Here is an 11,944-nt window from a genome sequence, read left to right as displayed (position 1 = left end):
ACATCCCGAAGAAAGAAGAAGCACCTCCATGAAACTCCAGCCCCGCACCTTCCTGCTCGCCGCCGTCTGCGCGGCCTTCCTCGGCACCGCTTCCGCTGCCCCTGATGCCCGCATCGCCGCGCTGGCCGCCAAGGAAAAGCCCGCCCTGCTCGAGACGCTGAAGGAGCTGGTCTCCATCGAGTCGGGCAGCCGCGACATCGAAGGCCTCGAGAAAATCTCCGACCTCATCGCCGCCAAGTTCAAGGCGCTGGGCGGCGAGGTCGAGCTCATCGACCCGAGCGCCGACGCCTACCGCATGGAAGACACGCCCGAGAAAATCGGCCGCGTGGTGCGCGCCACCTTCAAGGGCACGGGCACCAAGAAGATCATGCTCATCGCGCACATGGACACGGTCTACACCGTGGGCATGCTCAACAAGCAGCCGTTCCGCGTCGACGGCGACAAGGCCTACGGCCTGGGCATTGCCGACGACAAGCAGGGCGTGGCCGTCATCACGCACCTGGTGTCGATGCTGCAGGCGCTGAAGTTCAAGGACTACGGCACGCTCACCGTGCTGATCAACGGCGACGAAGAAATCAGCTCGCCCGGTTCGCGCGCCTTGCTCACCAAGCTGGGCGGCGAGCACGATGCCGTGCTGTCGTTCGAGGGCGCCTCCATCAAGGACGACAAGCTCTCGCTGGCCACCGCGGGCATCGCCTCGGTCACGCTGAACGTGGCGGGCAAGGCCTCGCACGCGGGCTCGGCGCCCGAGCTGGGCGTGAACGCGCTGTACGAGCTGTCGCATCAAATCTTGCAGATGCGCGACCTGTCCGACCCGGCCACGGGTCTGAAGATGAACTGGACCATCTCCAAGTCGGGCACCAACCGCAACGTGATTCCGGCCAGCGCCACCGCGGGCGCCGACGTGCGCGTGCTCAAGGTGGCCGACTACGACCGCATCGAGCAGCAGGTGAACGAGCGTGTGAAGAAGCAGCTGGTGCCCGACGCCAAGGTCGAGCTGAAGTTCGAACGCCGCCGTCCGCCGCTCGAGGCCACCGACGCGTCGCGCGCGCTGGCCAAGCACGCGCAGGCCATCTACAAGGACGAGCTGGGCCGCCCGCTGGGCGCCGACGATAAGGCCGCCGGTGGCGGCACCGACGCGGCGTTCGCTTCGCTCAAGACCAAGGCGCCGGTCATCGAGCGCTTCGGCCTACAGGGCTTCGGCGCGCACACGGCCGACGCGGAGTACGTGCTGATCGACTCCATCGAGCCGCGTCTCTATCTGGGCGTGCGCATGGTGATGGACATCGCGACGGGCAAGACCACCGTCCGCTGACCGCCTCCGACGACTGTCGGCCATGCGGCTGCGCCACATCGAGGTCTTCAACGCGATCATGCTCGCGGGCAGCGTGAGCGCGGCCGCGCGGCTCATCAACATCACGCAGCCGGCCGTGAGCCGCACGCTGCAGCATGCCGAGCTGCAGCTGGGTTTTCCGCTGTTCCAGCGCGCCAAGGGGCGGCTCACGCCGACCACCGAGGCGCTCACGCTGTACCCGCACATCGAGCGGCTGTTCGCGCAGCTCGACGAGGTGCAGCGGCTGGCGGCGAACCTGCGCGCGGGCAACGACACGGGCGAGCTGCGCATCCTCAGCGTGCTCGCGCTGAGCTACGAAATCCTGCCGCGCGCGCTCAAGGCCTTTCGCGAGATGCATCCGGGTTATGCGATCACGGTCGAGTCGCTGCACTCGCCGCAGATCATGTCGGCGCTGCTCTTGCAGGAGGCCGACGTGGGTTTTGCCTTCAGCCCCGCGGTGCATCCCTCGCTCACGCAGGAGACCCTGGCCGACAGCCGCATGGTGTGCGTGGCGCCCAAGGGCATGCTGCCGCGCGCGCTGGTGCGCAACGGCTCGGTGGCGCTGCACGACCTCATCGACCGCCCGGTGATCGGCCTCGATGGCCGCGACCCCGTCGGCACCAGCCTGAGCCAGGCCTGCCGGCAGGCGGGCGTGGGCTTCCAGCAGGCCGTGGTCACGGTGCAGACCTACCACGCGGCGCTGGCCATGGCGCACCACGGGCTGGGCGTGGCGCTGGTCGACGGCTGCACGGCGCGCTCGGCCGACCGCGCCAAGGTCGACGTGCTCACGCTGGAGCCGCACATTCCGGTGCCGGTGCGCGCGCTGCGCTTCGCGGGCCGGCCCGATTCGGTGGCCGTGCGCGGCATCACGCGCTGCATGCGCGAAGCGATCGAGCAGACCGCCTGAGAAAGATGCGGGGCATTCGCCTCGCGCCATAATCCGCGCCCATGCACGCCCTTCGAACCTTCTGCGCAATGCACCGCCTGGTGCTGGCGTGGTTCATGGCGTCGCTGCTGATCGCGGGCGCGTCGCCGCTCGTGAACCCGCAGGCGATGGAACTCGTGTGTTCCGCCGCGGGCACCGTCAAGCTCATCGTGCAGGGCGACGACGGCGCGACCGAAGTCGGCATGGCAGCCATGGACTGCCCGCTGTGCATGGTCTCCGGGCCGCCGCCCGCCACCGTGCAGGTGACGCTGCCCACGCCGCTGCCGCTGGGCCGTGCGCTGCAATCGATTCCCGCTGCCCGCCTCGCGGCAGCCACGGCCTCGCCGCTGCCGGCGCGCGGGCCGCCCACGCATCTCTCCTGAGCTTCGTCGTTCCTGCACCTGACGCCGCCTGAACGGGCCGCGCGGTGCGTTCCCGGTCGTTGTGCGGCCGGCGCTGCGCTTCATCTGTTTTCGCCAGCGCCGTCGCAAGAGAGATGCCATGCCCACCCTTTCCCGTGCCCCTGCCCTGGGGCTGCTTGCCCTGTTCGGCGCCGTCCATGCGCCTGCCCATGCCCAGACCGCCGTGTCGTCGCTGCCCCTGATCGAAGTGGCCGACGACGCCCCGCGCCCCAACGGCCGGCTCGACCTCGACACGCCCGCCGACACCGCGAGCCGCCTGGGCCTCACGCCGCGCGAGACGCCCGCTTCCGTCACGGTGGTGAACCGCGCGGTGCTCGATGCGCGCGGCGCGCAGAACACGCAGGAGGCGCTGCGCGCCGTGCCCGGCGTGACCGCGCACGACGCACCCGGCAACGTCGGCGTGAGCTACCGGGGCTTTGGCAGTGGCTCGATCGCGCAGCTGTTCAACGGCATCAACCTGCAGTATTCGATCGCGGCGCGCCCGGTCGACAGCTGGATCTACGACCGCGTCGAGGCCATCGGCGGCCCGTCGAGCTTCCTGTTCGGCTCGGGTGCGCTGGGCGGCTCGATCAACTACATCACCAAGGCGCCCGAGCGCAGCGACTTCGCCGAGGCGCAGCTGCGCCTGGGCACGCAGAACCTGAAAGAGGCCTCGTTCGGATTGAACCGCCGCATCGCCGGCGACGGCGGCGCGGGCAGCCACTACGCGCGCATCGACGTGAACCACCGCGACGCCCACGGCTGGACCGACGGCACCAAGAGCCAATCGACGCAGCTCGCGGCCTCGCTGCTGTCGGACTTCGGCGGCGGCCTGAAGCACACGCTGGCCTATGAATACCAGGACGAAGACGTCACGCGGCCCTACTGGGGCACGCCGGTGCTGAACCCGGCGGGCGGCGAGATGCGCATCGACCGCGCCGCGCGCTTCAAGAACTACAACAGCGCCGACGGCCTCTACGCGCAGCGCGTGCAGTGGCTGCGCTCGGTCACCGAATGGCAGGCCAGCGACGCGCTGCAGTTCAAGAACACCTTCTATGCCTACGACGCGCTGCGCGACTACCGCAACGTCGAGAACTACCGCTACAACGCGCGCAACACGGCCGTCATCCGCTCGGGCGCCTTGCTGCAGCGGCACGACCAGGACGTGTGGGGCAATCGCGTCGAGGGTCTCTACAAGGGGCAGCTCGGCGGGCTGAAGAGCGACTGGTCCTTCGGGCTGGACTTCAGCGTGAACCGGCAGACGCGCTTTCCCAACAGCCTGCCCGGCACCGTGAGCACGGTGAACCCGTACGTCTTCGCCACCGAGCGCTTTTTCGACGTGCCGGGCATGACGCCGGGCTTCCGGCCCGACCGCGACAACAAGGTGCGGACCACCGCGCTGTACCTGGAGAACCGCATCGCGCTGCAGCCGTCGCTGCACCTCGTGACGGCGATGCGTCATGAGCGCATCGACCTCGACCTGGTCAACCGCCGCACCGTGGACGCGGCGAACCCGGCCACCTTCCATCGCGGCTACCGGCCCACCACCGGCCGCATCGGCCTGGTGTGGGACATCGCGCCCGGCGCCAACCTGTACGCGCAGTACGCCACGGCGGCCGATCCACCCTCGGGCGTGCTCTCGACCGCCTCGTTCGCCGACGTGCGCAACAACAGCGAGCTCACCACCGGCCGGCAGGTCGAGGTCGGCACCAAGCTCGACTTCTGGCAGGGCAAGGGCACGGCCACGCTCGCGGCCTACAGCATCCGCCGCACCAACATCGCGACGCAGGACCCGGCCAACAGCGCGCTCACGGTGCTGGTCGGCGAGCAATCGTCCAAGGGCGTGGAGCTGGCGCTCGGGCTGCAGCCCACGCCGCAGTGGTCGCTGCAGGGCAACCTCACGTACGTCGATGCGCGCTACGAACAGTTCCGCCAGGGCGGCGTGTCGCTCGCGGGCCGCACGCCGACCAACACGCCGGCGGTGGTCGCGAACCTCTGGGTGTCGTATGCCATCACGCCGCGCCTGCAGGCCACGGCGGGCGTGCGGCATGTGGGCAAGGTGTATGCCGATGCGGCCAACACGATGCACTGGCCCGGCTACACGCTGCTCGACCTCGGGCTGAGCTGGCAGGTGAACCGCAACGTCACGCTGGTGGGCCGCGTGCGCAACGCGACCGACCGCGTGTACGCCGCGAACGTCGGCGCCGGCTTCGCCTATCTCGGTGCGCCGCGCACGGCCGACGTGTCGGTGCGCGTGAGCTTCTGAACCCAGGGAGCGCCGCCATGCATGCCAAACGCTGGTTGTTCCTGGTCCACCGCTGGCTCGGCGTGGTCGTCTGCGCCTTCTTCGCGATGTGGTTCGTCTCGGGCGTGGTGATGATGTACGTGGGCTACCCCAAGCTCACCGAGGCCGAGCGTCTGCAGCACCTGCCGCCGCTTGATGCGTCGACGCCCTTGCTGGGACCGCGACAGGCGCTCGATGCGGCGGGTATCACAGGGCCGTTGCAGGACCTGCGGCTGGCCGTGGCCAGCGGCGGGCAGGCGGTGTACCTCGCGGTGCCGGCGAGCGCGGCCGAACCCGGCGCGCGCCGATCACCGCCGGGGCGCGGCGTGGTCGTCGTCGATGCGCAGACCGGCGCCGTGCTGCGCCAGGTCGACCGCGCCCGCGCACTCGTGAGCGCGCAGGCCTATGGGGGCGAGGGCGTGGTGCTCAGGTACCGGGGCACCATCGACGAAGACGCCTTCACCCATTCGCGCGGGCTCGACGCGCACCGCCCGCTGCATGTGGTCGACCTGGCCGATGCGCAGGCCACGCGGCTGTACATCTCGGGCCGCACCGGCGAGGTGGTGCGCGATGCGCCGCGTGCCGAGCGGCTGTGGAACTACGCCGGCGCGTGGATCCACTGGCTGTATCCGCTGCGCGGCACGGGCCTGGACCGCTACTGGGCCGACATCGTCAACTGGCTGTCGATCGTCGGCATCGCCGTCACGCTCACGGGCACGGTGGTGGGCGTGATGCGCTGGCGCTTCCGGCGCACCTACAAGAGCGGCTCGCATTCGCCGTACCAGGGCTTCATGATGCGCTGGCATCACATCAGCGGGCTGCTGTTCGCGCTCGTCACGCTGACGTGGATCTTCAGCGGGCTGATGTCGATGAACCCCTGGCGTGTGTTCGACAGCGGGGCGCCGGCATTGCGCATGGCGGCGATGCAGGGTGGGCCGCTCGTTGTAGGCATGGGCGATGCGACGCCCGCCGCATTGCTGGCTTCAACGCGTGGCGACATCCGCGAACTGCGCTGGGTGCGCGCGGCGGGGCGGACGCTGGTGCTCGCCAGCACCGTCGGCGGCCGGCCGCTGGTGCGCGACGCGGCCAGCGCGCAGCCGCAACAGATCGACCCGGAGGCGCTGCGCAGCGCCGTCGCGCAGCTGCTGCCCGACCCGGTCGCGCGAATCGACGTGCTCACCGCCTACGACAGCCACTACTACACGCGCGAAGCGCACACCATGACCGGCGGCAGCGAGAAGCCGCTGCCCGTCTGGCGCGTGGTGTTCGCCGACGCGCATGCCACCTGGGTCCACGTCGACCCGCAGACCGGCGCCGTGCTCGGTCGCAGCGACAGCACGCGCCGGTGGAGCCGCTGGCTGTTCGCGATGCTGCACAGCTGGGACTGGCTGCCGCTGCTCGAACACCGTCCGCTGTGGGACGTGCTGCTGGTCGCGCTCAGCGTGGGCGGTGCGCTGCTGAGCCTGACCGGCGTGGTGATCGGCTGGCGGCGCCTCGGCCGCAAGCTCAGAAGCGCGGCGGGGCCGCGTCCAGCGCCTGCGCGATCCGCTGCGCCGAGCCGAAGGCCAGCGTGAAACCCAGCGCGCCGTGGCCGGTGTTGAACAGCATGTTCGACGGCGCATGCGGCAGCCGCCCGATGATCGGCAGGCCCTTCGGCGTGGCCGGGCGCATGCCGGTCCAGGGGTGCAGTTCGGCCAGCCGGCTCGCGCGCGGGAACACGGCGCGCGTGGCGTCGGCCAGCGTCTCGATGCGCGTGGCCGGAATGCTCGCGTCGTGCCCCACGAGCTCGGCCATGCCCGCCACGCGCAGGCGCGAGCCGATGCGCGCGAAGACGACCTTGCGCGCGCTGTCGGTCACGTTCACGCGCGGCGCCGCGCCGGGGGCGGGGTCGACGTCGACCGTGATGCTGTAGCCCTTGAGCGGGTACACGGGCAGGTAGGCGCCGAGCGCGCGACCCAGCTTGTGCGAGGCCGAGCCCAGCGCCATCACGAAGGCATCGGCTTCGATGTCGCCTTCACTGGTCTGCACGGCGGCGACACGGCCCTCGCTGCGCGCAAAGCCGTGCACGTCGGCACCGAGCATGAAGCGCACGCCGCGTGCGCTCAGTGCGCGCATCAGCTCGGCGCACACCTTGAGGCAGTCGGCCGCGCACTCGCTCGGCGTGTGGACCGCACCCGCCATCTGGCCGCGGTAGTCCGCGAGCGCGGGCTCGATGGCCACGCACTCGTCGGGCGTGACGATGCGCTGCTCGCTACCCAGCGTGCGCTGCAGTTCGACTTGCGCGCGCGCACCGGCCAGCGAGGCAGCGCTCGCATAGAGCACCAGCTTGCCGGTGGCGGAGAAATCGCAGTCGGGCGCGATGTCGGCCTGCATGGCCTCGAAGCCGGTGCGGCTCGCGGCCGCCAGCGCGAGCAGCTGCGCGGTGGTGTCGCGCGAGGTCGCGGCGTTGCATGCGGCCAGGAAGGCCAGGCCCCAGCGCCATTGCAGCGGGTCGAGCTGCGGGCGCAGCTTCAGCGGCGAAGTGGGGGAGAACAGCAGCTTGGGCAGCTGCGTCCAGATCGACGGATCGGCCAGCGGCTGCACGTACGAGTAGCTCAGCTGCGCGCCGTTGCCGCCGCTGGCGCCCGCGCCGGGCGCCGCGCGGTCGATCACCGTGACCTGGTGGCCCTGGCGCTCGAGTTGCCAGGCGGTCGCCAGGCCCACGATGCCGGCGCCGAGCACGCACACATGCATGGAGGCAACTTTCCGGAAGTGAAGAAAAAAGGGAACAGAAGAGACAGCGTGCGACTGTAGAGGCCCCTCGCCGTGCCCGGAAATGCCAAAAGAACCCAGCCCATAACCTTTGGGCATGACCCCGGGGTTAATTGGAATTGTCCCGATGTGTCACTCCTTCTTACACTGGCTGTCTGTTCAATCCAACCGATGAAGGCTCGAATGAAACTCTCCGTTTTGATGGCGTCCCTGGCTGCCGCGGTCCTCTTCACTGCACCGGCCGCACAGGCTGCCGACACGCTCGCCAAGATCGCCGAGTCCGGCAAGATCTCGCTCGCCTACCGCGAGTCGTCGGTGCCCTTCAGCTACCTGGACGGCCCCAACAAGCCGATCGGGTTCTCGGTGGAACTCTCCAACGCCGTGGTCGAGGCGGTGAAGAAGAAGTTGAACAAGCCCAACCTGCAGGTCTCGCTGATGGCGGTCACCTCGCAGAACCGCATCCCGCTGATCACCAACGGCACCATCGACCTGGAGTGCGGCTCCACCACCAACAACACCGCGCGCGGCAAGGACGTGGCCTTTGCGGTGAACCACTTCTACACGGGCACGCGCCTCTTGACGAAGAAGTCTTCCAAGATCAAGGATTACGCCGACCTGGCGAAGAAGACCGTGGCCAGCACCACCGGCACCACCAACGCGCTGGTCATGCGCAAGTACAACACCGAGAAGAACCTCGACATGAACATCGTGCTCGGCAAGGACCACGCCGACGCGTTCCTGCTGGTCGAGAGCGACCGCGCCGTGGCCTTCGCGATGGACGACATCCTGCTGTTCGGCCTCATCGCCAACTCGAAGAACCCGGCCGACTACGAAGTGGTGGGCGAGTCGCTGCAGGTCGAGCCCTACGCCTGCATGCTGCCCAAGGACGACCCGGCCTTCAAGAAGCTGGTGGACGACACCTTCACCGCCATGATGAAGAGCGGCGAGTTCGAGAAGCTCTACACCAAGTGGTTCATGCAGCCGATCCCGCCGAAGAACGTGCCGCTGAACCTGCCGATGAGCGACCAGCTCAAAGAGAACCTCAAGGCCTTCAGCGACAAGCCGGCCACCTGATCGAAGGCAAGAGAGAAAAGACATGGTCGCAGCCACACAGGTCGTCGGCATCCTCGGGGGCATGGGCCCCGCGGCGGGCGCCGACTTCGTCCGGCTCTTCGTGCAGGCCTGCGCGCAGCAGATGCGTGCGCGCGGCGAGCCGGTGCGCGACCAGTCCTTTCCCGAGCACTGGCTGGCGCAGGTGCCGGTGCCCGACCGCACCGGCGCGCTGGCCTCCGACGCGCAGGGCGCGCACCAGCCGCTCGAACCGATGCTGCAGGCGCTGGGCCGGCTGGCCGCGCTGGGCAGCCGCGCCGTGGCCATCGCCTGCAACACCGCGCATGCGTGGCACGCCAACCTGCAGGAGCGCTTTCCGCAGGTCGAGCTGCTGCACATGGCGCGCGAGACCGCGCAGCACCTGGCCGCGCAGGGCGCGAGCGAGGTGGCGCTGATGGCCACCGAAGGCACCTACCGCGTGCGGCTGTACGAGCAGGCGCTGGCCGAGGCCGGTCTGGGTTGCCATGTGCCGTCGGCCGACGAGCGCCAGACCATCATGCGCGGCATCTTCGACGGCGTGAAGGCTGGCAACCTGCCGCTGGCCGAACGCTGCTTCTCCGAGGTCGCGCTGCGGCTGGCCGAACGGCACGGCCCGGTCACGATCATCATGGGCTGCACCGAGGTGCCGCTGGGCCTGCAGGGCTCGACCGCGGTGGCGGGGCTGCGCCTCGTCGATCCGGCGCAGGTGCTGGCCGAGGCGCTGGCACGGCGGGCCTACGGCACCTGACCGCAGCCCGAAGCGGCTCGGCTGCTTTACGGTCCGGTCACACGGCCCGGCCCGATTTCGCCTACATTGCGGCGTGCGTTTTTCTACGCCACACCCCCTTGTCAGACGATTCAACCGGAGCCCTTGCATGACCTCCTTCGACGACAACCGTTCCGAATTCGATTCGCTGCGCCCCGGCGACAGCACCGAGCAGGGGGCCACGCGCCGCACCGCGCTCAAGGCCGCCCTCGGTGTCGGCTACGCCGCCGCCGTGCTGCCGGTGGCCGCGCAGACGGCCATCACCACCCCGGCCGACGGCCTGAAGGCCGGCCCCATCAAGTACACCGTCAACGGCTTCGGGGTGCCCGCCTATGCCGCGGCACCGGCTGGCAAGACGGGGCTGCCCGTGGTGCTGGTGATCCAGGAAATCTTCGGCGTGCACGAGTACATCGCCGACACCTGCCGCCGCTTCGCCGAGCTGGGCTACCTGGCCATCGCGCCCGAGCTGTACGCGCGCCAGGGCGATCCGCGCGGCTACACCGACATTCCCAAGCTGCAGGCCGACATCGTCACCAAGGTGCCCGATGCGCAGGTCATGGCCGACCTCGACGGCGCCCTGGCCTGGGCCAAGGCCAACGGCGGCGACACCAGCAAGGCCGGCATCACCGGCTTCTGCTGGGGCGGACGCATCGTGTGGCTGTATGCGGCCACGGGCAAGGTCAAGGCCGGCGTGGCCTGGTACGGCCGGCTGGTCGGGCAGGCCAGCGAATTGCAGCCGAAACACCCCGTCGACATCGCCGCCAGCCTGCAGGCGCCGGTGCTCGGCCTGTACGGCGGAAAAGACCAGGGCATCCCCCTTGACACGGTTGATAAGATGAAAGCTGCTCTGGCCGGTGGGACTCCGGCGGCCAAGGCATCGAGCTTCGTCGTGTACCCCGAAGCAGGCCACGCGTTCCACGCCGACTACCGCCCCAGCTACCTCAAGAGCGCCGCGGAAGACGGCTGGCAGCGTGCCACGGCCTGGTTCAAAGCCAATGGTGTCGCCTGACCGAAGACGGCGCCCGTAGCCACCTGCCGCCGAAGGCCGTCCGAAGTGACGGCCTTTCTCTTTTTATGAACGGAACAAGGTCATAACGGCCGTCCCTCTTGCGCAAGCAGCTATGAATTTGATAGTAATTCTCGTGGCGACCCTGGTCGCCGGCATCGGAAGCGTCTGGCTCGCGGCCCTGTTGCTGCGCGTGGGCGTGCGCAGCGGCGGCGGCGGCGTGAACCCGCAGCACCTGCTGAGCCTGGCGGCCGGCGCGCTGCTGGCCACCGCCTTCATGCACCTGCTGCCCGAGGCCTTCGAAAGCCGCATCGAACCCGCGCTGCTGTTCGCGGTGCTGCTGTTCGGGCTGGTGTTCTTCTTCCTGCTCGACAAGGCCGAGCTGTGGCACCACGGGCATGAGCACCATCACGGCGATGCCGCACCGGCGAAAGAGGGCGCGCATGACCACCACGGCCATGATCATCACGACCATTCGCACGCTCATCACCACCACGCACCGCCCACGGGCGGCGGCGGCTGGGCCGTGCTCACCGGCGACAGCGTGCACTGCTTCGGCGACGGCATCCTGATCGCCTCGGCCTTCGTCGCCGACATCCGCCTGGGTCTCGTGGCCGCGCTGGCCGTGCTCGCGCACGAGGTGCCGCACCACATCGGCGACCTCGTCGTGCTGCGCCAGAGCTCTGCCAATTCACGCGCTGCGCTGGTGAAGGTGTCGCTCGCGGGCACGATGACCATGCTCGGCGGCATTGCGGGCTGGTGGCTGGTCGATCAACTGCACGGCTGGCTGCCGTACTTCCTGGTGCTGGCGGGCAGCAGCTTCGTCTACGTGGCGCTGGCCGACCTGATTCCGCAACTGCAAAAGCGCCTGCCCGCGCGCCAGACCGCGGCGCAGATCGCGTGGCTCGCGGCGGGCATCCTGCTGGTCACGCTCGTGAGCCGCCTGGCGCACGGCGAGCATGGCCATGAGCATGGCCACGATGAAGGGCACGGCGAGCACGGCCACGTCCACAAGGACTGACGACAACGAGTGTGGGCAGCCTCGGGAGACGGGAAACTTTCCGACACCGACGTCAGCCCGTCGATCCACCGCAAGGGGCAAAACAGGCGCACCATAGAGGGCCGTTTACTCATCTGCCGAGGAATTCGATCATGACGCCCCAAGCCGATGCCACCGCGCGCTCCGCCTCATCGTCCGAAGACGACGATGACGACAGCACGCCTGCCGACGACTTCGACGAACTCGAAGCCGATGCGTCCGACGACCTGTCGGACGAAACGGGCATCGACCTCACCGATGCCAGCGAGCTCGATGCCGACAACGTGCCGGCCGACGAAGAGTTCGACCGCGTGATGAACGCGCCGGACTGATTCGCCTGACCCAGCCCG

General features: G+C 69.3%; 11 protein-coding genes. 10 read left to right on the top strand and 1 reads right to left on the bottom strand.

Features of this window, described 5'->3' with window-relative positions; genetic code table 11:
- Window positions 1-28 precede the first annotated feature (28 nt).
- The 5 genes from AC57B8_RS32540 to AC57B8_RS32520 all read left to right on the top strand — a co-directional run bounded on the left by AC57B8_RS32540 (window position 29) and on the right by AC57B8_RS32520 (window position 6,517).
- Window positions 29-1,315 carry a glutamate carboxypeptidase gene (locus tag AC57B8_RS32540; RefSeq protein WP_492694549.1) on the top strand — a complete coding sequence of 429 codons (1,287 nt, stop codon included), beginning with the start codon at window positions 29-31 and terminating at the stop codon, window positions 1,313-1,315.
- Window positions 1,316-1,337: 22 nt separating this feature from the next.
- Window positions 1,338-2,240, top strand: a complete 903-nt coding sequence (locus tag AC57B8_RS32535; protein ID WP_062468929.1) for a LysR family transcriptional regulator — start codon at window positions 1,338-1,340, stop codon at window positions 2,238-2,240.
- Window positions 2,241-2,281: 41 nt separating this feature from the next.
- Window positions 2,282-2,641, top strand: a complete 360-nt coding sequence (locus tag AC57B8_RS32530) for a hypothetical protein (protein WP_489062364.1) — start codon at window positions 2,282-2,284, stop codon at window positions 2,639-2,641.
- Between the two features lie 118 nt (window positions 2,642-2,759).
- Window positions 2,760-4,925 (top strand): TonB-dependent receptor, encoded by a 2,166-nt coding sequence (locus AC57B8_RS32525; protein ID WP_496481864.1) that lies wholly within the window; start codon window positions 2,760-2,762, stop codon window positions 4,923-4,925.
- Between the two features lie 17 nt (window positions 4,926-4,942).
- The gene (locus tag AC57B8_RS32520; RefSeq protein WP_496481863.1) at window positions 4,943-6,517 is read left to right on the top strand and encodes a PepSY domain-containing protein; all 1,575 of its coding nucleotides are present in this window, start codon (window positions 4,943-4,945) and stop codon (window positions 6,515-6,517) included.
- On the opposite strand, the gene AC57B8_RS32515 is transcribed toward AC57B8_RS32520, so the two are convergent.
- Window positions 6,450-7,676: a D-amino acid dehydrogenase gene (locus AC57B8_RS32515; protein ID WP_496481862.1), complete on the bottom strand. Its 1,227-nt coding sequence runs from the start codon at window positions 7,674-7,676 to the stop codon at window positions 6,450-6,452. The two genes, AC57B8_RS32520 and AC57B8_RS32515, sit on opposite strands and share 68 nt — an antisense overlap.
- A 201-nt stretch (window positions 7,677-7,877) precedes the next feature.
- On the opposite strand from AC57B8_RS32515, the gene AC57B8_RS32510 reads away from it, so the two are divergent.
- The 5 genes from AC57B8_RS32510 (at window position 7,878) to AC57B8_RS32490 (ending at window position 11,926) form a co-directional block, all read left to right on the top strand.
- The gene (locus tag AC57B8_RS32510) at window positions 7,878-8,768 is read left to right on the top strand and encodes a transporter substrate-binding domain-containing protein (RefSeq protein ID WP_062468917.1); all 891 of its coding nucleotides are present in this window, start codon (window positions 7,878-7,880) and stop codon (window positions 8,766-8,768) included.
- A 22-nt stretch (window positions 8,769-8,790) separates the two neighbouring features.
- Entirely contained in the window at window positions 8,791-9,531 is a 741-nt protein-coding gene (locus AC57B8_RS32505; protein ID WP_159277906.1) for an aspartate/glutamate racemase family protein, read from the top strand.
- A 127-nt stretch (window positions 9,532-9,658) separates the two neighbouring features.
- Window positions 9,659-10,558: a dienelactone hydrolase family protein gene (locus tag AC57B8_RS32500; RefSeq protein ID WP_062468912.1), complete on the top strand. Its 900-nt coding sequence runs from the start codon at window positions 9,659-9,661 to the stop codon at window positions 10,556-10,558.
- Between the two features lie 112 nt (window positions 10,559-10,670).
- Window positions 10,671-11,576, top strand: a complete 906-nt coding sequence (locus AC57B8_RS32495; RefSeq protein WP_139701903.1) for a ZIP family metal transporter — start codon at window positions 10,671-10,673, stop codon at window positions 11,574-11,576.
- Window positions 11,577-11,707: 131 nt separating this feature from the next.
- A complete protein-coding gene (locus AC57B8_RS32490) occupies window positions 11,708-11,926 on the top strand; it encodes a hypothetical protein (protein ID WP_062468907.1) in 219 nt (72 codons plus the stop codon).
- Window positions 11,927-11,944: the final 18 nt, after the last annotated feature.

This window comes from Variovorax sp. BGA-UO-ETr-C22 (assembly GCF_059567965.1).
The sequence above is the reverse complement of the archived record's forward strand: the minus strand, read 5'-3'. Positions and strand labels throughout refer to the sequence as shown.

Bases quoted from the DNA above. Each gene is read 5' to 3' on its own strand.
- AC57B8_RS32540 (WP_492694549.1), top strand. From the start codon at position 29: ATGAAACTCCAGCCCCGCACCTTCCTGCTCGCCGCCGTCTGCGCGGCC.
- AC57B8_RS32535 (WP_062468929.1), top strand. From the start codon at position 1,338: ATGCGGCTGCGCCACATCGAGGTCTTCAACGCGATCATGCTCGCGGGC.
- AC57B8_RS32530 (WP_489062364.1), top strand. From the start codon at position 2,282: ATGCACGCCCTTCGAACCTTCTGCGCAATGCACCGCCTGGTGCTGGCG.
- AC57B8_RS32525 (WP_496481864.1), top strand. From the start codon at position 2,760: ATGCCCACCCTTTCCCGTGCCCCTGCCCTGGGGCTGCTTGCCCTGTTC.
- AC57B8_RS32520 (WP_496481863.1), top strand. From the start codon at position 4,943: ATGCATGCCAAACGCTGGTTGTTCCTGGTCCACCGCTGGCTCGGCGTG.
- AC57B8_RS32515 (WP_496481862.1), bottom strand. From the start codon at position 7,676: ATGCATGTGTGCGTGCTCGGCGCCGGCATCGTGGGCCTGGCGACCGCC.
- AC57B8_RS32510 (WP_062468917.1), top strand. From the start codon at position 7,878: ATGAAACTCTCCGTTTTGATGGCGTCCCTGGCTGCCGCGGTCCTCTTC.
- AC57B8_RS32505 (WP_159277906.1), top strand. From the start codon at position 8,791: ATGGTCGCAGCCACACAGGTCGTCGGCATCCTCGGGGGCATGGGCCCC.
- AC57B8_RS32500 (WP_062468912.1), top strand. From the start codon at position 9,659: ATGACCTCCTTCGACGACAACCGTTCCGAATTCGATTCGCTGCGCCCC.
- AC57B8_RS32495 (WP_139701903.1), top strand. From the start codon at position 10,671: ATGAATTTGATAGTAATTCTCGTGGCGACCCTGGTCGCCGGCATCGGA.
- AC57B8_RS32490 (WP_062468907.1), top strand. From the start codon at position 11,708: ATGACGCCCCAAGCCGATGCCACCGCGCGCTCCGCCTCATCGTCCGAA.